At 66.9% G+C, this 20,701-nt stretch carries 19 protein-coding genes; 8 read left to right on the forward strand and 11 right to left on the reverse strand.

Annotation, left to right across the window (positions count from 1 at the left end; genetic code table 11):
• Positions 1-229: 229 nt before the first annotated feature.
• The 6 genes from ACOZHM_RS00005 to ACOZHM_RS00030 all read right to left on the reverse strand — a co-directional run bounded on the left by ACOZHM_RS00005 (position 230) and on the right by ACOZHM_RS00030 (position 4,689).
• Positions 230-526: a hypothetical protein gene (locus tag ACOZHM_RS00005; RefSeq protein ID WP_421566831.1), complete on the reverse strand. Its 297-nt coding sequence runs from the start codon at positions 524-526 to the stop codon at positions 230-232.
• A gap of 94 nt (positions 527-620) precedes the next feature.
• Positions 621-1,811 carry a methyl-accepting chemotaxis protein gene (locus tag ACOZHM_RS00010; RefSeq protein ID WP_421566833.1) on the reverse strand — a complete coding sequence of 397 codons (1,191 nt, stop codon included), beginning with the start codon at positions 1,809-1,811 and terminating at the stop codon, positions 621-623.
• Between the two features lie 203 nt (positions 1,812-2,014).
• The gene (gene hflD / locus ACOZHM_RS00015) at positions 2,015-2,629 is read right to left on the reverse strand and encodes a high frequency lysogenization protein HflD (protein ID WP_421566835.1); all 615 of its coding nucleotides are present in this window, start codon (positions 2,627-2,629) and stop codon (positions 2,015-2,017) included.
• Positions 2,626-3,765, reverse strand: a complete 1,140-nt coding sequence (gene mnmA / locus ACOZHM_RS00020; protein WP_421566837.1) for a tRNA 2-thiouridine(34) synthase MnmA — start codon at positions 3,763-3,765, stop codon at positions 2,626-2,628. The genes hflD and mnmA overlap by 4 nt, the downstream gene beginning before the upstream one ends.
• On the reverse strand, positions 3,762-4,223 hold the full coding sequence (locus tag ACOZHM_RS00025) for an NUDIX hydrolase (RefSeq protein WP_421566839.1): 462 nt from the start codon (positions 4,221-4,223) through the stop codon (positions 3,762-3,764). Before ACOZHM_RS00025 ends, mnmA begins: the two co-directional genes overlap by 4 nt.
• A 1-nt stretch (position 4,224) precedes the next feature.
• Positions 4,225-4,689 carry a hypothetical protein gene (locus tag ACOZHM_RS00030; protein ID WP_421566841.1) on the reverse strand — a complete coding sequence of 155 codons (465 nt, stop codon included), beginning with the start codon at positions 4,687-4,689 and terminating at the stop codon, positions 4,225-4,227.
• Positions 4,690-4,783: 94 nt separating this feature from the next.
• Between ACOZHM_RS00030 and clpS the strand changes: the two genes are divergently transcribed.
• The gene (gene clpS / locus ACOZHM_RS00035) at positions 4,784-5,113 is read left to right on the forward strand and encodes an ATP-dependent Clp protease adapter ClpS (protein ID WP_313341811.1); all 330 of its coding nucleotides are present in this window, start codon (positions 4,784-4,786) and stop codon (positions 5,111-5,113) included.
• Positions 5,114-5,438: 325 nt separating this feature from the next.
• The gene (clpA, locus tag ACOZHM_RS00040) at positions 5,439-7,721 is read left to right on the forward strand and encodes an ATP-dependent Clp protease ATP-binding subunit ClpA (RefSeq protein ID WP_421566843.1); all 2,283 of its coding nucleotides are present in this window, start codon (positions 5,439-5,441) and stop codon (positions 7,719-7,721) included.
• A 53-nt stretch (positions 7,722-7,774) separates the two neighbouring features.
• On the opposite strand, the gene ACOZHM_RS00045 is transcribed toward clpA, so the two are convergent.
• From ACOZHM_RS00045 to ACOZHM_RS00060, 4 genes are all read right to left on the reverse strand, one after another.
• Positions 7,775-8,152: a hypothetical protein gene (locus tag ACOZHM_RS00045; RefSeq protein ID WP_421566845.1), complete on the reverse strand. Its 378-nt coding sequence runs from the start codon at positions 8,150-8,152 to the stop codon at positions 7,775-7,777.
• 220 nt (positions 8,153-8,372) lie between these two features.
• Positions 8,373-8,591 (reverse strand): translation initiation factor IF-1, encoded by a 219-nt coding sequence (gene infA / locus ACOZHM_RS00050; RefSeq protein WP_421566847.1) that lies wholly within the window; start codon positions 8,589-8,591, stop codon positions 8,373-8,375.
• A gap of 145 nt (positions 8,592-8,736) precedes the next feature.
• A complete protein-coding gene (aat, locus tag ACOZHM_RS00055; RefSeq protein ID WP_421566849.1) occupies positions 8,737-9,471 on the reverse strand; it encodes a leucyl/phenylalanyl-tRNA--protein transferase in 735 nt (244 codons plus the stop codon).
• Complete coding sequence (locus ACOZHM_RS00060; protein WP_421566851.1) at positions 9,468-10,598, reverse strand: GNAT family N-acetyltransferase; 1,131 nt, start codon at positions 10,596-10,598, stop codon at positions 9,468-9,470. Before ACOZHM_RS00060 ends, aat begins: the two co-directional genes overlap by 4 nt.
• A 321-nt stretch (positions 10,599-10,919) precedes the next feature.
• On the opposite strand from ACOZHM_RS00060, the gene ACOZHM_RS00065 reads away from it, so the two are divergent.
• Positions 10,920-12,323, forward strand: coding sequence for an N-acetylmuramoyl-L-alanine amidase family protein (locus ACOZHM_RS00065; protein WP_421566853.1), 1,404 nt, complete (start codon positions 10,920-10,922; stop codon positions 12,321-12,323).
• A gap of 70 nt (positions 12,324-12,393) precedes the next feature.
• Here the strand turns inward: ACOZHM_RS00065 and trxB are convergent, their stop codons facing one another.
• A complete protein-coding gene (gene trxB, locus ACOZHM_RS00070; protein WP_421566855.1) occupies positions 12,394-13,365 on the reverse strand; it encodes a thioredoxin-disulfide reductase in 972 nt (323 codons plus the stop codon).
• A 267-nt stretch (positions 13,366-13,632) separates the two neighbouring features.
• Here trxB and ACOZHM_RS00075 point away from each other — a divergent pair, with 267 nt between their 5' ends.
• The 5 genes from ACOZHM_RS00075 to crcB all read left to right on the forward strand — a co-directional run bounded on the left by ACOZHM_RS00075 (position 13,633) and on the right by crcB (position 20,622).
• The gene (locus tag ACOZHM_RS00075) at positions 13,633-15,999 is read left to right on the forward strand and encodes a DNA translocase FtsK (RefSeq protein WP_421566857.1); all 2,367 of its coding nucleotides are present in this window, start codon (positions 13,633-13,635) and stop codon (positions 15,997-15,999) included.
• A 157-nt stretch (positions 16,000-16,156) separates the two neighbouring features.
• Complete coding sequence (locus ACOZHM_RS00080; RefSeq protein WP_421567459.1) at positions 16,157-18,118, forward strand: DUF3857 domain-containing protein; 1,962 nt, start codon at positions 16,157-16,159, stop codon at positions 18,116-18,118.
• Between the two features lie 64 nt (positions 18,119-18,182).
• On the forward strand, positions 18,183-18,821 hold the full coding sequence (gene lolA / locus ACOZHM_RS00085) for an outer membrane lipoprotein chaperone LolA (protein WP_421566859.1): 639 nt from the start codon (positions 18,183-18,185) through the stop codon (positions 18,819-18,821).
• A 95-nt stretch (positions 18,822-18,916) separates the two neighbouring features.
• Positions 18,917-20,218 (forward strand): replication-associated recombination protein A, encoded by a 1,302-nt coding sequence (locus ACOZHM_RS00090; protein WP_421566861.1) that lies wholly within the window; start codon positions 18,917-18,919, stop codon positions 20,216-20,218.
• Positions 20,215-20,622 carry a fluoride efflux transporter CrcB gene (gene crcB / locus ACOZHM_RS00095; RefSeq protein ID WP_421566863.1) on the forward strand — a complete coding sequence of 136 codons (408 nt, stop codon included), beginning with the start codon at positions 20,215-20,217 and terminating at the stop codon, positions 20,620-20,622. Before ACOZHM_RS00090 ends, crcB begins: the two co-directional genes overlap by 4 nt.
• Positions 20,623-20,701: the final 79 nt, after the last annotated feature.

Raw genomic sequence — 20,701 nt, forward strand, 5'->3', positions numbered from 1 at the left:
GTGTTCATGACCCCTGAACGGAGAGCCGCCGGGCAGAGCCCGGCGCTACCGTTGGCTTCGGTACGTCCAAACGTCGGTAGGTTGGTCGCGAGCCGTCATCGAGCGGCTTCGGATGCTTGTGCCGCGCTGCGCGCGGTTTCCGGCCAACGTTATGCCCGCCGTCCTGGCGGGCACCCTTCGGGCCGGCGCGATGCGCCGAAGAGAACGGCTCCTGCCGTTCTCTTCGGGGCTACGAACCGTTACGGGCCCATTGGGATCGGGATCTGTCGACCTCGTCTCCGCTCAATCCCAAATCCCACGCCAATGCCGCGAACGCGGGGTCTGGATGCGGCGCGGCCATTGCCGGCTGCGTGGCGACAAGGGCGGCCAGCTCCCGTTGCGCCAGTTGCTCCAATGCCACCAGCAGCGCGCGCCCCTTGGGCGGCGTGAGCGGTGCCGCAGGCGCCCGAACAACATCGGCCACGCCGTCGGACGCCAGGCTGTTGCTGGCGGTTGCGGCATGGCTGGAAAGGGTGTTCAACAGCATGAGGCGGTCATCTGCGGCGGGGGCGGGGTGAACGCACGAAAGCCCCGGGAGTGCCGGGGCCGTCGTGGATGCCGTTGCCGGCACGCATCAAGGGTCAGAACAGTTCGACCGCGCCAGCGGCCATGCTCTGCTGGCTCACCGGCTTGTGCGGCGGGCGCTCCCATTCGCTGCGCATTTCACGCAGGCGGCTGCCGGTGCGCTGCAGGGCGCTGGCGACCTCGGCGTCGAACACGCCGCCATTGCGGTGCAGCAGTTCCTGCAGGGCCACGGCTTCGCGGTTGATCGAGGTCAGGCGGTCCAGGTGGGTGTGCACGCCGCCCAGGGCCTGGGTAGCGATGTCCTCGAACTGCAGGGCGCGCACCGCTTCGGCCACGCTGCTGTCGATGGAACGGCCGCACTCGGAAATCTCGCGCATGCCGTCGCCCAGCGACGCGTTGATCTGGGCCACGTTGTCCAGCATCTGCGCCGCTTCGTGGCGGGCTTCGCGGGAGCGGTCCATGTCGCGGGAGGCCATGTTGGAGACCGTCTCGCGCACCTTGGCGATGGCGTCCTTGGAGCTGTGCGCCAGCTTGCGGATCTGCTCGTTGAAGGTGGTGGAACGCTCGGACAGGTTGCGGACCTCGTCGGCGACCACGGCGAAGCCTCGGCCTGCCTCACCGGCACGCGCGGCTTCGATGGCGGCGTTCAGGGCCAGCAGGTTGGTCTGGTCGGCGATCGACTTGACGTCTTCCAGCAGCGCGAAGATGCCATCCAGGTGCTGCGCCATCTGGTCGATGTGCTGCACGGTGGTGCTGCTCTGGCCGCTGACCTGTTCCAGCGCCTCCACCAGCTGTTCCATGCGGTGGCTGGCATGCTGGGCGAAGCGGGCCACGTCGACCCCGGCGCCGCCGTCATCACCGGCGCGGTCCACGATGCGGGCCAATGCCTGGCTCTGCTGGCGGGACTTGCGGTTCATGGCCTCGAAGCTGCCACCCAGGCCGGCCACGGCCTGGCGGATCAGGTCACGGGCGCGTTCGATCTCGCCGCGCGACCCATCGATTTCGTTGCCGACAAAGGCGCGCAGATCGGTCAGCAGCTGGTCCTGCTCCCGCATCATGCGGGCATGCTCGGGCGAGCGCTGGGTCTGGGCGCGGGCGGTCCACCACGCGAACCCCAGCCAACTGAGCGTCATCGTGGTCAGGATCGCCCAGCGCAGAGCGGCGGGCCACTCGAAGCCGATGGCGAAGGGGAGCAGCAGGGTCAGGACCAGGGGGGCGGCCAGACTAGTGAAAATGCGTGAGTACATGGACGTTCTCGGGGAGGTGCACGGAGGATGTATCGGCCGTACCCCCGTTTGCTTTAGGCACAGCGCACATTTTTCGTGCACCTGCCGTCCGCAGCCACGCATGGCGTGGCTCTACCCCCAACGCGCGCGTAGTGCCACGCCATGCGTGGCAACCCGACACCGTCTCCCGGTAGGTGACGACCGTTGGTCGTCACTCCTTTCCGTCAGCGCAGCTGACGGTCAACAGCCTCGATCATCGCCTTGCGCGAAATCAGGAAATCCCAATACTGCCCGCCGGTCTGCCGCCACAGCACCGCCGAACGCACGGCGGCCAGCAGCAGGGCGCGGATCTCGGCGACCACGCCGGCCTGGCCCAGGTAGTGCGGGTTGCCCTGCACCATCACCCGCGGCTTGAGGTGGCTGATGGTGTCGGCATACAGGCCGCCCAGGGCGGCCAGCACGTCCGGATGGGCGCTGTCGCCCAGCTCGATCGACTGGCGCCGGGCGCGTTCGATGCCCTGGCTGACCTGATCGACCACCGCCTGCTCACGGACGAAGCGTCGCTCCAGCTGCAGCACCGCCAGCGCCAGCCGCGGCAACATCTCGTCCTGGCCCTGGTTGCGGAAGTAGTTGTGCAGCAGGCGCAGGCCCGGCGCCACGTTGGTGGCGCTGCCGTAGATCGCCTGCGGGCTGTCGGCGTCGATCCTGAACACGCTGTCGATCGCCGTGCGGACCACGCTGGCCTCGGAATGGCCGGTTTCGGCGATGCGGCGCACCTGCTGCAGCGCCTGGGCGATGCCGGCCAGGGCAAGAACGCGGTCGTCGACGGAAAAACTCATGCAGCAGATACCTCAAAGGGGGAAGGGGTGGTGCGCAGGCGCTGCTCCAGCGGCGCGTCGGTGGCGGCGATCACCGCGCCACCCAGGCAGACCTCGTCGTCATACAGCACCAGGGATTGACCGGGGGTGACGGCACGCTGCGGCCGCGCGAAGCGCACCTCCAGCGTGCCGTCGTCGCGCACGCGCACCGTGCAGGGCTCGTCGGGCTGGCGGTAGCGGGTCTGCGCGGTGCACTCGAACTGCCGCGCGGGCGGGGCGCCGGCGATCCAGTGGGCGGTCTCCGAGTGCAGCCGGGTGGACTGCAGCCACGGGCTCTCGCGGTCCTGGTCCACATACAGCACGTTGCTGGCCACGTCCTTGCCCACCACATACCACGGCGCCGCCGGACGGCCGCGCACGCCGCCGATGTTCAAGCCCTCGCGCTGGCCCAGGGTGAAATAGAACACGCCGGGGTGTTCGGCGATGCGGTTGCCGTCCGGGTCCTGGATCTCGCCGGTACGGGCCGGCAGGTAGCGGCCCAGGAACTCGCGGAAGTCGCGCTCGCCGATGAAGCAGATGCCGGTGGAATCCTTCTTGGCATGGGTCGGCAGGCGCGCATCGCGGGCGATCCGGCGCAGGTCGTTCTTCTGCAGGTCGCCGATCGGGAACAGGGTGGCGGCCAGCTGGGTCTGGCCCAGCTGGTGCAGGAAGTAGCTCTGGTCCTTGCTGCGGTCGGCGCCGCGCAGCAGCGCCCAGCGCCCGCCCAGCTGCGCCACGCGGGCGTAATGGCCGGTGGCGATGCGCTCGGCACCCAGTTCACGCGCGGCATCCAGGAAGTGCTTGAACTTGACCTCGCGGTTGCACAGCACGTCCGGGTTGGGGGTGCGCCCGGCCGCGTATTCGGCCAGGAAGTGCTCGAACACGCCCGCCCAGTACTCGCCGGAGAAATCGCGGAAATGGAACGGGATGCCGAGCAGGCCGCAGACCGCCACGGCGTCGCGGCGGTCGTCCTCGGCACGGCAGTCGCCGCTGCCGTCATCGGCCCAGTTCTGCATGAACAAGCCGGCTACGGGCTCGCCCTGCTGCACCAGCCGCCAGGCCGCCACCGACGAATCCACGCCGCCGGAGACGCCCACCATGATCCGCGGCGTGCTCATGCGGTCTCCCTCACCAGCGACAGCGGGTGGCGCTGGCCGGCCAGATAGTCGGCCACCACCGCCCACACCAGCGGGCTGCGAAGGCGCGCGGCCTCGGCCTTCAGGGCGTCGGGTGCCAGCCACAGGGCGCGCAGGATCCCGGCGTCCAGCGCGCGCGCCGGGTCGTGCGAGACCGGTTCGGCCGCGTAGGCGAAGCGCAGGAAGGGCGTGCCGTCCGGGGCGGTCCACTGGTAGGTGCCGATGAAGGCGGTCAACGCCACCGTCCAGCCGGTCTCTTCCAGGGTCTCGCGCACGGCCGCCGCCGCCAGGCTTTCACCCGGTTCGAGGTGGCCGGCCGGCTGATTGAGCACGGCACGGCCGTCAATGGATTCCTCCACCAGCAACAGCTGACCGTCGCGCACCACCACGGTGGCCACGGTGACGTGCGGTGCCCAGCGCGGGTCCTGCGCGGCGTTCACCTCAGTATTCGTCCGTCTTGGTGAGCTCGGCTTCCATTGCGTCGGCGGTGCGCATGGCCGCGTCGATCGCGTCGCTGAGCGCGTCGGCGCTGGCATTGGCATCGACCTTGACCACGAACATGGCCATCTGGTCCTGCTTGACCCATGCGCCCAGCTTGGCGTCCTGGGAGTCTTCCAGCAGGCGGTTGGCCACGGCGGCCGAGAACTGCTTGCCCGGCGCGTTGTAGCCCGGCGACCAGATCTCGCGGATCTTGTGCTTGCCGTATTCCTCGACCGTCGAGCGCACGAACACCAGCTGGGTGCGGTCGCCTTCGACGTCGAAGACCATCTTGTAGTCGCCGTCCTCGTCCACCTCATAGGGGTACTTCAGCGTGTCCAGCACGCGGCCGACGGCCTTGTCGGGCGCAGCGGCCTGGGCCCCGAAGACGGTGGCGGTCAGCAGCAGCGCGGTGGCGATCCTTTTCATGAAATCCCTGTGAAAGTGTGTACGGATGAGTGGATTGTGACGGGGGCAGGGGGGCAACGTCCAATCTGGCCGGTCCGGCGTTTATAATGTCCGGATGCCCCGCGAGCCCTCCCAAGAACCTCATCACGACCACGGCGTAGCGCTGGAACCGGCCCGGCCGGAGGTCGCGCCGCCGCCGTTCTACCAGGTGATGCTGTTGAACGACGACTACACCCCGATGGATTTCGTGGTGACCGTGCTGCAGAGCTTCTTCGCCATGGACCTGGACAAGGCCACCCAGGTGATGCTCCACGTCCACACCCGTGGCCGCGGCGTATGCGGGGTGTTTACCCGCGAAGTGGCCGAATCCAAGGTCGCCCAGGTCAACGAATTCTCGCGCATGAACCAGCATCCGCTGCTGTGCACGATGGAAAAGACCGGATAGAACGGGTTCCTGCCGTCCGGTTGATTGATCCCGGATCAACGGGTGGGACAATCCATCCGACGTGTAGACCCGCCGAAGCCCACCGGTGGCCGTTCCCGGCCCTTCAGGCCGTCCATGATGGGAAAGAGCACCCGGGGGCCGCCTGCGGGCGGGGGTGCTTGCAATGGGGCGATGACGTCGCCATCACGGGTGGGCTGCCAATGCTGGCGGTGTCTGGGGCATGATCGTGGAAGTGATAACGCCATCTGAACGCACCGATCCGCTAGGGTGATGGAAATTGCGCTGCAAGGCCGCATATTGTTCTCAACTGCCGCCGGAGTAGAACATGTTCAGTAAAGACCTCGAACACACCATCGGTCAGTGCTACAAGCGCGCCCGTGAGGCCCGGCATGAGTTCATGACGGTGGAACACCTGCTCTTGGCACTGCTCGACAACCCGTCCGCCCAGGCCGTGCTCAAGGCCTGCGGGGCGGACGCCGAACGCCTGCGCCAGGAACTGGAGCAGGCCATCGAGGCCTCGGTCTCGCGCCTGGCTGAAGACGATGGCCGCGACACCCAGCCCACGCTGGGGTTCCAGCGCGTGCTGCAGCGGGCCGTGTACCACGTGCAGTCCTCGGGCAAGAAGGAGGTCACCGGCGCCAATGTGCTGGTCGCCATCTTCGGCGAAAAGGACTCTCATGCCGTCTATTACCTGAACCAGCAGGATGTGACCCGGCTGGATATCGTCAATTACCTCTCCCACGGCATCGCCAAGCTGGGTGAGGACGGAGAGGTGCCGCCGTCGGCCGATGCCGAGGGGCGCGCCGAAGGGGGCGATGGCGAAGGCAAGGGCGATGCCCTGGCCGAGTTCGCCAGCAACCTCAACGAGGCCGCGCGCAATGGCCGGATCGACCCGCTGGTCGGCCGCCGCGACGAGATCGAGCGCACCATCCAGGTGCTGTGCCGCCGCCGCAAGAACAACCCGCTGTACGTGGGTGAGGCCGGCGTGGGCAAGACCGCCATCGCCGAAGGCCTGGCCAAGCGCATTGTGGAAGGCTCCGTGCCCGACGTGCTGGCCGATGCGGTCATCTACTCGCTCGACCTGGGCGCGCTGGTGGCGGGCACCAAGTACCGCGGCGACTTCGAGAAGCGGCTCAAGGGCGTGCTCACCGCGCTGAAGAAGATGCCCAACGCGGTGCTGTTCATCGACGAGATCCACACCATCATCGGCGCCGGCTCGGCGTCGGGTGGCACCATGGACGCCTCCAACCTGATCAAGCCGGCGCTGGCGTCGGGCGAGCTGCGCTGCATCGGCTCCACCACGTTCCAGGAATACCGCGGCATCTTCGAGAAGGACCGGGCCCTTGCCCGTCGCTTCCAGAAGATCGACATCGTCGAGCCGACGGTCGGCGAGACCTACGAAATCCTGCAGGGCCTCAAGCCCCGCTACGAGGCGCACCACGGCGTGACCTACGCCGACGATGCGCTGCAGGCGGCGGTGGACCTGTCGGTCAAGCACATCGGCGACCGCCTGCTGCCGGACAAGGCCATCGACGTGATCGACGAAGCCGGCGCGCGCCAGCGGCTGCTGCCCGAGGGTGAGCGCAAGGAACTGATCGACATCGAGGAAATCGAGACGATCGTGGCCAAGATGGCGCGCATTCCGGCCAAGCAGGTCAGCGCCACCGACAAGGATGTGCTGCAGCACCTCGAGCGCAACCTGAAGATGGTGATCTTCGGTCAGGATCCGGCGATCGAGACCCTGGCGTCGGCGATCAAGCTGGCGCGTTCCGGGCTGGCCAACCCCGAAAAGCCGATCGGCAACTTCCTGTTCGCCGGCCCCACCGGCGTGGGCAAGACCGAGGTGACCAAGCAGCTGGCGCTGCAGCTGGGCATCGAACTGGTCCGCTTCGACATGAGCGAGTACATGGAGCCGCATTCGATCAGTCGCCTGATCGGTGCGCCCCCGGGCTATGTCGGCTTCGACCAGGGCGGCCTGCTCACCGAGAAGATCGTCAAGACCCCGCACTGCGTGCTGTTGCTGGACGAGGTGGAGAAGGCCCACCCGGACATCTTCAACATCCTGCTGCAGGTCATGGACCGTGGCGTGCTGACCGACACCAACGGGCGTGAGGCCAACTTCAAGAACGTGGTGCTGGTGATGACCACCAATGCCGGCGCGGCCCAGGCCTCGCGGCGTTCGATCGGCTTTACCCGGCAGGACCACGCCACCGACGCGATGGAGATCATCCGCAAGAGCTTCACGCCGGAATTCCGCAACCGCCTCGATGCGGTGGTGCAGTTCCAGCCGCTGGGCTTCGAGCACATCCTGCGCGTGGTGGACAAGTTCCTGATCGAGCTGGAGATGCTGCTCCAGGAAAAGCACGTCAGCCTGTCGGCGACCCCGACCGCGCGCGACTGGCTGGCCCGCCACGGCTTCGACCCGCTGATGGGCGCCCGCCCGATGGCGCGTGTGATCCAGGACAAGGTCAAGCGTCCGTTGGCCGACGAGCTGCTGTTCGGCAAGCTGGTCAATGGCGGGCGCGTCAGCATCGACGTGCGCGACGACGAGCTGTTCGTCGAGACCCAGGCCGAGCCGGAGCGCCGCCTGCCGGCCACCGTGGAATAAGGGCAGGTCACCACATCAAAAAAAGCGCCCCAAGGGGCGCTTTTTTCATGCGCTCAACGCCGCGCGCGGCTCGCGAATGCGTCGGCCGTGATCGGCTCCAGAGCGGTTACATCGCAGAACTGCGTGTCGGTGCGCAGCTTGCTGGCGCGGGCGCCGCACAGCTGGTCTTCCCGGCCGGGCGTGACGAATTTCAGCTTTTTCGAAGTGCTTGCGCTGCCGCAGGAGTTGGCGAAACGCACGATGTAGTGGTCGCTGCCATTGCGCAACAGGATGCTGCGATCGGCGTCCTTGCGGACCACCTGCTGGTCGCTCGAGAGCGCGATGCAGTCCGACCCCGGCTGTGCTGCCGGTGCCGCGGGTGCGGTCTGGGCCGATGCCGCGCCGGCAAGGCAGGCGGCGGCAAGCAGGCCAATGGTAAACAAATTCTTCATGACGGGGCCAGGCGATGACGATCCGGAGTGGACCGGACGTCACAATGCGCCCCCTGGGTCACGGGCGAATCTGCACCAAGGCAGCCTGACCGTCGGCAGGGTGTGGAGGGTCAGGGTGCCGCTTGGCAGGGGGAGCCAGGCTGAATGGCGCCCACGCAAAAAGGCCAGCGTATAGCCGGCCTTCTGGCGTGACTTCTGTTGGGAAGCCGCCCCGTACCGCTTACTTCATGCGGTAGGTGATGCGGCCCTTGGTCAGGTCGTAGGGCGTCATTTCGACCTTGACCTTGTCGCCCGTCAGAATACGGATGTAGTTCTTGCGCATGCGGCCGGAAATATGGGCGACGATGATGTGCCCGTTTTCCAGTTGGACGCGGAAAGTGGTGTTAGGCAGCGTCTCTTTGACGGTGCCTTCGAACTCGATGGAGTCGTCTTTCGACATGTAGTCCTGTGCAGTTCAATAAACGGCCGAGCTGGCCTTAAGAGCGGGCATTTTACGCGCACTTCCCTTTGGATGCAAAGTTTGTGTTAACCGCCCGTGCGGCGGGCGCGCCGGCCGTTGGCCGGCCTTCACGATATCGGGCGACTCAGGCCAACGATGCGGCGGAAAGCGCCCCGAACCGCTCCGTCCATGCGCCGACCGGCTCAACGGCATTTACCTGTTCGCGCACCACCCCCAGGAACCGCTCCCGCGCCCAGTGTTCCGCCCCCATCCGCAACAGGTGGTCGTTCTCCACCTGCGCATCGATCAATGGCCAGCCCCAGTCGCGTAAACGATGGGCGAGCCCGGCCAGTGCCACCTTGGAGCCGCCGCTGGCGGCGCTGAACATGCTTTCGCCGAAGAACATCCGGCCGATGGCCACGCCGTAGATCCCACCCACCAGCCTGTCGCCGTCGAATGCCTCGACCGAATGCGCGTAGCCCAACGCATGCAGCGCCACATAGGCCTCGACCATGGTGTCGGTGATCCACGTGCCGTCCTGGCCGGGCCGGGGGCTGGCGGCGCAGGCCTGCATGACCTGTTCGAAGCAGGTGTCGGCGCGCAGGGTCCAGGTGCTGGAGCGCAGGCTGCGCCGAAACCGTGCCGACAGGTGCACGCCGTCGGTGCGGAACACCATGCGCGGGTCCGGCGACCACCACAGCAGCGGCTGCCCGGCAGAGAACCACGGAAACACGCCGCCGGCGTAGGCGTTGAGCAGCCGCACCGAGGAAAGGTCGCCGCCTATCGCCAGCAGCCCATCCGGATCACGCAGCGCGGTTTCCGCCGGGGGGAACGGGGCGTCGGGGCGTTCGTCCAGCAGCCAGGGCAGGTGCCGGCTCATGCGGCGTCCGGGGCCTTGAAGGGGCTGTGCGCGGCCAGTGCGTTGGCATACTGCGCGACCTCTTCGCGTTCCTGGCGGCACCAGCCGGCCAGTGCGCCTGCGAAGTCCGGCTCGGCGATCCAGTGGCGACTGCGCACGGTATGTGGCAGGAAGCCACGCGCCAGCTTGTGCTCGCCCTGGGCGCCGGGTTCAAACCGGCTCAGCCCTTCGCGCAGGCAGTACGCGATGCCCTGGTAGTAACAGGTTTCAAAGTGCAGCCCGGGCAGGGTCGCGCCGCCCCAGTAGCGGCCATACAGCGTATCGCCGCCGCGCAGGCACAGCGCGCCGGCCACGGGCGCGTCGTCGAGCATCGCCAGGAAGATCACCAGTTGGCGCGGCATCGTCGTGGCCAGGTGGCGCAGGAAAGGCAGGGTCAGCGCCGGCGAGTTGCCGTACTCGCTGAAGGTCTGCAGGTAGAACTGATGCATGGCCAGCAGGTCGGCCTCGGTGGCCTCATCGCCATGCACGATCCGATAGGTGACCCCGGTGCGGGCCAGCTTGGCGCGTTCCTGGCGGATGTTCTTGCGGTGCTTGTGGTCCATCGCGGCCAGGAAGCCGTCGAAGTCCTGCCAGTGGCCCGGGTTGTGCCACTGGAACTGGATGTCCTCGCGCAGCAGCCAGTCGGCGCCGAACGCCGGGTCGTCGGTGGCCGGATGGAAGTTGATGTGCGCCGACGACCAGCCCCTCCGTGCGACCTCGCTGCGCAGTGCCTGGACCAGTTGCGACCGGCCGGCGTCGTCGGCCGCCAGCAGGCGCGGCCCGGTCACCGGCGAGTACGGCACCGCCCCCAGCCACTTCGGGAAGTACGCCAGCCCGTGCCGCTCGTAGGCATGGGCCCAGGCGTGGTCGAACACGAACTCGCCGTGCGAGTTGTCCTTCAGGTAGCCGGGGATGGCCGCCCGCAGCGTCTCGCCGTCCCACAGCGTGAAGTGGCGCGGCCGCCAGCCCCATTCCGCACGCAGACACCCGTACTCCTCCAGCCCCGAAAGAAAGGCGTGGCTCACAAACGGGTTGCGGCCGTCGTGCAGGGCGTCCCAGTCGGCGGCGGGGATGTCGGACAGGCGATGGAGAAAACGTGGATCGGGCATGGCTAGAGGATAGGGCAGGGCGATCGGAAAGGGGTGATTTCAGACGTGGTCGATGGGGTTCTGGAATGCGATCAGAACGTTGTTCCGCGACGAGGAAGAAGCGTGCGTTGGCGCGCCTCGCCAAGGGCGTGAAGCGCGCAGATTGCGCGAACGCATCCGGTGATGCGCCAACGACATTCAAGGAGAAGCACGATGGTAAGAAAACACCTGCCGCTGATTGCGGCGAGTTTTGGAGTGATGCTGGTGGCCAGTGGCGCCGCTCGGTCAGAGGCAGGTTCAGCGCTTGGAGGTGAAGGTTGGCGGCCCACGGCAGGGGCTGAGATGTCCTCGACGACGTGGCATGTCGATGCCGAGCTGATCCATGTGCTCGAAAAGGAGGCATCAAGAAAGGTGTCGGCCTATCTGCAGGATCGTGGAAGGCTTCGCGTTGTCGATGTCAGCGTTTCCATCAATATGATCGACAGGATGATCCTCGCGGATTTTGGTCCGGGATTTCTGCCCGGTCCTGATGAGGCGGACCTGTTCCTCCATGAGCTGGCCGTAACGCTTCGGCACTACGCGGAGCAGGCGGGGTTGCCCATCACCGGTGTGGATTTTCACTATCAGGGAAAGCCGCTCAAGTACTACTACCCAGTGGAGCTTGCCGTGCCGCCCCGGGCCCGCATCGACGCGCGAAATCAGGCCGTGCTTGTGTCATCCAGTCATGGCTTGATCCGGGTTCATCCGGCGCTGAATTGGGACTATCAACGCCCGGACGCGTTCGGCTTTCGCGAGGACATGATTACGCCAGCTTACGGTGACGCGCTGCAGCTGCTGTTGGAGGAACGAGGTGGTTCAACTGTCACGCGGGCACGAAACCGCTCGCAGGATCTTCACTCGGAATCGAACCGGCCGTGGGAATACCTGTCCTCGCGATATCACTTGAAAGCGCTGATGCCAGATCGTACCGACATCTGGAACTCGCTTCCAAACGACACCGACAATGATCGCGAGGTAAAAGAAGACATCCGGACCCGGCCGCTGTACGCCAATCATCTTGGCGTTGGCACTCTGATCAGCCTGCATACCAACGGCCACGAACTTGGTACGGTTCGGGGCGTCGAGGTCTATTACCACGGTGACAAGCCAGATGACCGTCCTCTGGCAGAAAACGTCCTGTGCGGAATGCGTGAATTGATTCGAGCGCAACCGGGCTACGAGAGTTTCCCCGCGAGGCAGACGGCCAGTCCGGGCCGTCATGGCGAAAATCGCATCGGCACCATGCCCTCGGTTCTGGTGGAGATTGCCTACCACTCCAATGCGGAAGACTCGGCCGCCTTGCAGGATCCGGTATTTCGGGCGGCTTCCATGAAGGGGGTGGAGAAGGGCGTCCGCCTGTTCCGCGCGGGCAAAACCTGCGAGCCCTTCGTGCTGCAGCCCATTCCCGATGTCTCGCTGGCTACCGGCGCGTCGCAGCAGATTACGCTGCCCTTTGCCGGCCATCCGCAGTTTCCGGTCACGATGGAGTTTACGACGGCCAACTGCAGCAGTCCGGGCGCCTGCACGCCCAGCAGGACCACATTCGCTGATCCGAATGCACCCATCACCGTAGTAATGCGCTGCGCGGGCAACCTGGCCGGCACGGCGCGCTGGAGCGTGGTGCTGCGCGATGGGGACGGCGTGGCCACGGCGCCGGTCGAGTTTCAGCAGACCTGTTCCCGGCCCGGCGCGTCGCCGGCGGCGTAGGTGGCATTGGAGCGAAAGAAAGGCCGGCGATCGCTCGCCGGCCTTTCGGGTCGAAACGGAGCCTGTGGTCTCAGCCCAGCTCGCCCTTCGCATCCAGGTAGCGCTCGGCATCCAGCGCGGCCATGCAGCCGAAGCCGGCCGAGGTGATCGCCTGGCGGTAATGCTGGTCGGCCACGTCGCCGGCCGCGAACACGCCTTCCACCGAGGTCTCGGTGGCGTTGCCGCCCAGGCCCGAGCGAATGTCCAGGTAGCCGTTGTTCATGGTCAGCTGGCCGTCGAACAGGCTGGTGTTGGGGTGGTGGCCGATGGCCACGAAGAAGCCGTGGGCGTCGATGTCGCGGGTGCTGCCGTCCAGGGTGGACTTCACGCGCACGCCGGTGACGCCGGCGTCGTTGCCCAGCACTTCCTCGACCTGGTAGTGCCACACCGTTTCGATCTTGCCGGACGCGACCTTGGCGAACAGCTTGTCCTGCATGATCTTTTCCGCCTTGAGCGTGTCGCGGCGGTGGACCAGGTAGACCTTGCGGGCGATGTTGGACAGGTACAGCGCCTCTTCCACGGCGGTGTTGCCACCGCCGACCACGACCACGTCCTGGTCGCGGTAGAAGAAGCCGTCGCACGTGGCGCAGGCCGACACGCCGCGGCCCTTGAAGGCCTCTTCGGTCGGAATGCCCAGGTACTTCGCCGTGGCGCCGGTGGCGATGATGAGCGCGTCGCAGGTGTACTCGGCGCTGTCGCCGATCAGCGTGAACGGGCGCTTGGACAGGTCGGCAGTGTGGATGTGGTCGAAGATCACCTCGGTCTCGAAGCGCTCGGCATGGGCCTGCATGCGTGCCATCAGGTCCGGGCCCATCAGGCCGTGCGCGTCGCCCGGCCAGTTGTCCACCTCGGTGGTGGTCATCAGCTGGCCGCCCTGCTGCAGGCCGGTGATGACGACCGGCTTCAGGTTGGCACGCGCGGCATAGACCGCGGCGGTCCAGCCGGCGGGGCCGGAGCCGAGGATGACGAGCTTCTGGTGGCGGGAAGGCTTGGAATTGCTCATGTAGACTCGCAAAGAGATGGCGGGGCGGGGCGCTGGCGGAGGATTGCCGGGCGTCCAAGACAGGTCATAGAGTGGCGGCAGGGGCGGGCCGATTCAAGGCGAGCGGTGGAACGGCGCAACCCGACGGGGTGGTCGATCGCCAGCGCGCCGGGGATTTGACGCTTGCCGGCGCCTTCGGGCGTACCGACCAAGGTCGGTACCTACCTTGGGGGGCGTCAGTCGTTTATTATCAAGCACTAACAGTGCATTCCCAAGGTCTGGTCTAAGGTGGCGAAGCAGGTCCCGGAACGAACCAAGTCTCCCGACGGCAAAGCGGCGTCGCGCCGTGCTGCGGCTGCGGCGCCGGTCGAAAACCCGCGCAAGCAGCGGCTGTGGCGCGATCTTGGGCTGATCGCCATTGCGCCGGCGCTGCTGTACCTGGTGGCCAGTCTGTTCACCTATTCGGCCGCAGATCCGGGCTGGTCGCACACCGGCAGCGTGGTTGCGCCGATCCACAACATGGGCGGACGGGTCGGAGCATGGATCGCCGACGTGCTGCTGCAGCTGTTTGGCTACATCGCGTTCGTGCTGCCCATCGTGCTTGGCGCGTTGGCCTGGTTCGCGATGTTTGGCCTCAAGCGCGAGAGCAAGGGCGAGCATGATCTGGATCCGGCGCTGCGCCTGGTGGGTCTGGTCGGCTTCCTCATTGCCGGCACCGGTTTCCTGCACCTGCGCCTGTTCAGTGGTGACGTCGCGCATGCCGGCGGCATCCTGGGGCGGCTGGTGGGCAACTCGCTCAGTGCTGGCTTCGGCGCGCTGGGCGCCAACATGTTCGTGCTGGTGCTGTTGCTGGCGTCGATCACCCTGGCCACCGGCATTTCGTGGTTCGTGGTGATGGAGAAGATCGGCCGAGCGGTGCTGGCCTTGCCGCCCTTGCTCAACAAAAAGAAGGAGCAGGCCAGCGAATGGCAGCAGACCCGCGCGATGCGCGAGGAGCGCCAGGAAGTGCGCAAGGTCGATGCCGAGGTCCGCGCCAAGCGCGAGCCGGTCAAGATCGAGCCGCGCCCCGAACCGGTGCTGGAGAAGAGCGACCGTGCCAAGCGCGAGACCCAGATTCCGATGTTCCGTGGGGTCAATGGCGATGGCTCGGACCTGCCGCCGTTGGCGCTGCTGGACGATCCCAAGCCGCAGCCCAAGGGCTACGACGAAGAAACGCTGGAAACGCTGTCGCGCCAGATCGAATTCAAGCTGAAGGACTTCCGCATCGAGGCCCAGGTGGTCGGCGCCTATCCGGGTCCGGTGATCACCCGGTTCGAGATCGAGCCTGCGCCGGGCATCAAGGTCAGCCAGATCAGCTCGCTGGACAAGGATATCGCCCGCGGCCTGTCGGTGAAGTCGGTGCGCGTGGTCGACGTGATTCCGGGCAAGTCGGTGGTGGGTCTGGAAATCCCGAACGTCACCCGCGAGATGATCTACCTCTCCGAACTGCTGCGTTCGAAGGAATACGACAAGTCGACCAGCCCGCTGACCCTGGCGCTGGGCAAGGACATCGCCGGCCGGCCGACCGTGGCCGACCTGGCCCGCATGCCGCACCTGCTGGTGGCCGGTACCACCGGCTCGGGCAAGTCCGTGGCGGTCAACGCGATGGTGCTGAGCCTGCTGTACAAGGCCTCGCCGAAAGACCTGCGGATGCTGATGATCGACCCGAAGATGCTCGAACTGAGCGTCTACCAGGGCATTCCGCACCTGCTGGCGCCGGTGGTCACCGACATGAAGGAGGCCGCCAACGGCCTGCGCTGGTGCGTGGCCGAGATGGAGCGGCGCTACAAGCTGATGAGCGCGGTGGGCGTGCGCAACCTGGCCGGCTTCAACAAGAAGGTGAAGGACGCCGAGGACGCCGGCCAGCCGCTGATGGACCCGCTGTTCAAGCCGAACCCGGAACTGGGTGAGGCGCCGCGCCCGCTGGAGACCCTGCCGTTCATCGTGATCTTCATCGACGAATTCGCCGACATGATGATGATCGTCGGCAAGAAGGTCGAAGAGCTCATCGCGCGCCTGGCACAGAAGGCACGTGCGGCCGGCATCCACCTCATCCTGGCCACCCAGCGCCCGTCGGTGGACGTCATCACCGGCCTGATCAAGGCCAATATCCCGACGCGTATCGGCTTCCAGGTCAGTTCGAAGATCGACTCGCGCACCATCCTGGACCAGTCCGGCGCCGAAACGCTGCTGGGCCACGGCGACATGCTGTACCTGCCGCCGGGCACCGCGCTGCCGGACCGTGTCCACGGCGCGTTCGTGTCGGACGAGGAAGTGCACCGCGTGGTCGAGCACCTCAAGGCCAGCGGGCCGGCCGATTACATCAGCGGTGTGCTGGATGAAGTGCAGATGATGGGCGATGGCGTCGTGGTCGGCGCCGGTGGCCTGCCGGAGGCCAGTGGCGGGGCAGGCGACGAGTCCGACCCGCTGTATGACGAGGCGCTGCGCATCGTCACCGAGACCCGCCGCGCGTCGATCTCCGGCGTGCAGCGCCGGCTCAAGATCGGCTACAACCGCGCCGCGCGCCTGATCGAGGCGATGGAAGCGGCCGGCGTGGTCAGTCCGCCCGAGCACAACGGCGACCGCAGCGTGCTGGCCCCGCCGCCGCCCAAATAAGTGCATACGCCACGCCCGCGTGGCGGCACAATCCGTAACGCCACGCCCTGCGTGGCCACGCACTCCGTAACGCCACGCCCTGCGTGGCTGAACAACTTGTAGAGCCACGCCATGCGTGGCTGCGCACCCAGGGAACGACATGAACCGCTTGATAGGGATGACGTTGTGCGCACTGGCATGGCTCCCGCTGCAGGCCCACGCCCAGACGCCCGCACCGGCGCAGGTGCCCGTACCGGCCATGACCCCGCCGGCCACGCCACCCGCACCACCCGCAGCAACGCCCGCCAGCGACACCCAGGCCAGCAACAACTACAGCTTCGTGCGCTACCGGGCCGATTACGTGGTGCGGCCGGATGCCGGCAACGTGCAGACCGAGGAATACGAGATCCTGCTCAAGACCAAGGCCGCGGTCGAGCAGTTCAGCCAGGTGCGGCTGAGCTACAGCGAGAAGATGGAAACGCTGGAGGTGCTGTCGGCCTACACGCTCACGGCCGACGGGCAACGCCGCGACGTGCCGGCCGACCGCATCTACACCCAGGAAAGCTATTCCAGCGCGGCCGCGGCCATGTATGCCGACCGCAAGGTGCGGGTGGTGGTGTTCCCGAACCTGGCGCCGGGCACGCGGGTGGTCTACCAGACCCGCCGCACCCAGACCACGCCTTACTTCCCGGGCTACTTCGGCCTGTGGGAAACCTTCAGCGTGTTTGCCCAGTACGACGATGCACAGGTGACCCTGACCGCACCATTGAACCTGCCCATGTACGTGCAGGCACGCGGCGTGGAGGGCGGCACATCGCCCAGGCGCCATGACGGCCAGGCGAGCTGGACCTGGCGCTACCGCCGTCCGGATCCGATGCAGGTGCAGAACTGGTCGGCGGCCGCGTGGGAATTCAGTCCCACCATCATGGCCAGCACCTACCGCGACTGGTCACAGGTGGCGCGCGCCTACCAGGTGAAGGGGGGCGAGGCGGCGCGCGTGACGCCGGGCATCCAGGCGCTGGCCGACGAGGTCACCCGCGGCATCGACGACCGCCGCGAGCAGGCTGCCGCGCTGTACCGCTGGGTCTCGCAGAACATCCGCTATGTGGCGGTGTATCTCGGCAACGGCGGGCTGGAGCCCAACCCGGCGCAGAGCATCCTCGACAACCACTACGGCGACTGCAAGGACCATGTGGTGATCCTGGAGGCGCTGCTGGCCGCCCGTGGCATCGACAGCACCCCGGTGCTGATCGGCGCCGGCGGCGGGCCGACCCTGCCGGCCATTCCGCTGTTGGGGCGCTTCAATCACGCCATCACCTATGTGCCCGAGTTCGACCTGTATCTGGACTCCACCAGTGCCTATGCGCGGTTCGGCCAGCTGCCCGAAGGGGATCTGGGCGCGCCGGTGCTGCACACCCGCCAGGCTGTCGTGGCCCGCACGCCGGACAGTGACGGGGCGCGCAATGGCAGCGGTTTCGAGGTCACGTTCCGCTTCGACCCCAGCGGCAGCCTGGCCGGCCAGACCGTGCAGCAGCCGCGCGAGGTCGCCGAGATCGGCCTGCGCGGCTCGTTCGCACGGCTCAACGCGCAGAACCGGGCGCGCGTGGAGGAGTCGATCATGGCCTCGTCGGGCTTCGATGGCAGCGGCACGCTCACCCTGTTGGGCGACCCGCAGGACCTGACCCAGCCCTTCAACTACCGCTACGACTTCCACGCCAGCGACTACGTGGACTTCGGCGTGGTGGGCGGGATGACGCTGCCGGATGCGCCGGGCGGCGACTCTTTCCGTGACATCTACACCACGGCCTCCGCGCCCGAGAACGGCACCCCGTTCTACTGCAACGACAACGAGCGCGAGGAGACCTACCGGTTGGAGTTCCCGGCCGGCGTGCCGATCGTGGCAATGCCGCGCAACCTGCAGTTCCGCAACGCGGCCGGCGAATACGCGCTGACCTGGTCGCGCGAGGGGCAGGCGATTGTCGCCCGTCACCGCCTGCACCAGCGCGCCGTGCGTGGTGCGCAGGCGCTGTGCGAGCCGGCCGATTACCCGGCCTTCCGCGAGCTGTACCAGCAGGTCCGCCGCGGCTTCCGGGGGCAGGTGGTGTACGGCGACCTGCGCACGGTTCAGGCCGGCCCCTGATTGCCCATTCAGGATGGCATCGGCACACTGTCGGCCATCTCCAACTTCGTCACTGGATCCCCGCATGCACAGCTCCCTTCGCCGCTATCTCGTTGCCGCCACCCTGGTCTGCGCCAGCGTGGGTTCGGCCAGTGCATGGGCCGGCGCCCGCGACGAGCTGAATCGTTTCAGCCAGGGCCTGAAGGGCCTGGACGGGCAGTTCAGCCAGCAGGTGTTCGACAGCAAGGGCAAGGTGAAGGAAACCACCAGTGGCCGTGTGGCGCTGTCGGCGCCGCGCCAGTTCCGCTGGGAGTACCTCAAGCCGCACGAACAGCTGATCATTGCCGACGGCAAGAACGTGTGGGTGTACGAGAAGGACCTGGAACAGGCCACCAAGCGCCCGCAGGGGGCCGAAGAGCAGAACAGCCCGCTGACCGCGCTGATCAACCCGAAGCTGCTGGACCAGCAGTACGACGTGAGCGAAGAAGCGGCTGCCCGTGATGGCCTGCAGTGGCTGTCACTCAGCCCCAAGCGTGAGACCGAGACCTCGTTCCAGTACGCGGCGCTGGGCTTCAATGCCCAGGGGCTGGCGCGGATGGAAGTGGTGGATGCGGTCGGCCAGCGCACGGTCATCAACTTCAGTGGCTGGAAGCGCAACCCGGGCTTCGCGGCCGGGACCTTCAGCTTCGCGCCGCCGAAGGGCACCGACGTCATCGGGGAATAAGTGCAGCCGGGCATGGCCCGGCTCTACAATGACGCGTGGCTAGAAACCGAACGACATTCAACGGGCCGGATCTGCTGGCGGTGGATCGGGACAGCATGCGCCCGCTCGCCGAGCGGATGCGCCCGCAGACCCTGGACGAGATGGTGGGACAGAAGCGCCTGCTGGCACCGGGCAGCGCGCTGCGCCGCGCGGTCGAATCCGGGCATGTCCACTCGATGATCCTGTGGGGTCCGCCGGGCTGCGGCAAGACCACGCTGTCGCTGTTGCTGGCCCATTACGCCGACGCCGAATTCCGCGCGATCTCGGCCGTGCTGTCCGGACTGCCGGAGGTGCGCGTGGTGCTGGCCGAGGCCGCGCAGCGCTTCGCCGAAGGGCGCCGCACAGTGCTGTTCGTGGACGAGGTGCACCGGTTCAACAAGGCCCAGCAGGATGCGTTCCTGCCGCATATCGAGCGCGGCACGATTGTATTTGTCGGTGCGACCACCGAAAACCCGTCGTTCGAACTGAACTCGGCGCTGCTGTCGCGCTGCCGCGTGCACGTGCTGGAATCGGTATCGCCGGCCGACATCGTCGAGGCACTGGAGCGTGCCCTGCAGGATCCGGAGCGCGGCTTGGGCGGCGAATCGCTGCAGGTCAGCGCCGAGGCGCTGCTGGAGATCGCGACTGCCGCCGACGGCGACGTCCGTCGCGGCCTGACCCTGCTGGAGATCGCCGCAGAACTGGCCGGCGGCGAAGGCGGGCGGATCAGTCCGGAGATGCTGGTGCAGGTGCTGGCCGACCGCACGCGCCGCTTCGACAAGGGTGGCGAACAGTTCTACGACCAGATCTCGGCACTGCACAAGTCGGTGCGCAGCTCCAATCCCGATGCCGCGCTGTACTGGCTCACGCGCATGCTCGACGGCGGCTGCGATCCGTCCTACCTGGCCCGGCGGCTCACCCGCATGGCCATCGAGGACATCGGCCTGGCCGATCCGCGCGCGCAGTCGATGGCGCTGGAGGCGTGGGACATCTATGAGCGGCTGGGCAGTCCGGAAGGCGAGCTGGCCTTCGCCCAGCTGGTGCTGTACCTGGCCAGCACCGCCAAGTCCAACGCCGGCTATGCGGCCTTCAACCAGGCCAAGCAGGAAGTGCGCGAGACCGGCACCCAGGAGGTGCCGCTGCATCTGCGCAACGCGCCGACCAAGCTGATGAAAGAGCTGGGCTACGGCAAGACCTACCAGTACGACCACGACGCCGAGGGCGGCATCGCGCTGGACCAGACCGGCTTCCCGGACGCGATGGGCGAGCGCGTGTACTACCAGCCGGTGGCACGTGGGCTGGAGATCAAACTCAAGGAAAAGCTCGACCGGCTGCGTGCCGAGCGCGAGCAGGCGCGGGCGCGCAAGGGGCAGCAATGAGCGGTGGTTTCGGTGCGTGGTGGCAGCAGTTGGGGCTGGTGATGGCCGGAGGTGCACTGGGCGCCGCGCTGCGTTTCATTATCGGCGACGCCATGCTGCGCCAGTTCGGCAACGGCTTCCCGTGGGGCACGCTCACCGTGAACCTGATCGGCGCGCTGGCGGTCGGCTATGTCGTGGTGTGGTTGCAGACCCGGGGCAGCGCAGCGCCGTATTGGCGCGCCTTTGCCATCGTCGGCATCATCGGTGGCCTGACCACGTTCTCCTCGATGATGCTGGAAGCGGTGCTGCTGGTCCGCAACGGACGCGGCTGGGTCATGCCCACCTATCTCGGCATCAGCCTGTTTGCCGGCTTTGCGCTGGTGTGGCTGGGCGCAAGGTTGGCGGAGTGGCAGATCGCCCGGTGAAGGTCGGTTGAGGTTGCCAGGCAGAGCCTGGCACTACGATCTCACGTAAATCCGCTGGATTTCCGTGAGATCTCACGAT

Source organism: Stenotrophomonas sp. PD6, from assembly GCF_049199305.1.
Lineage (GTDB): Bacteria > Pseudomonadota > Gammaproteobacteria > Xanthomonadales > Xanthomonadaceae > Stenotrophomonas.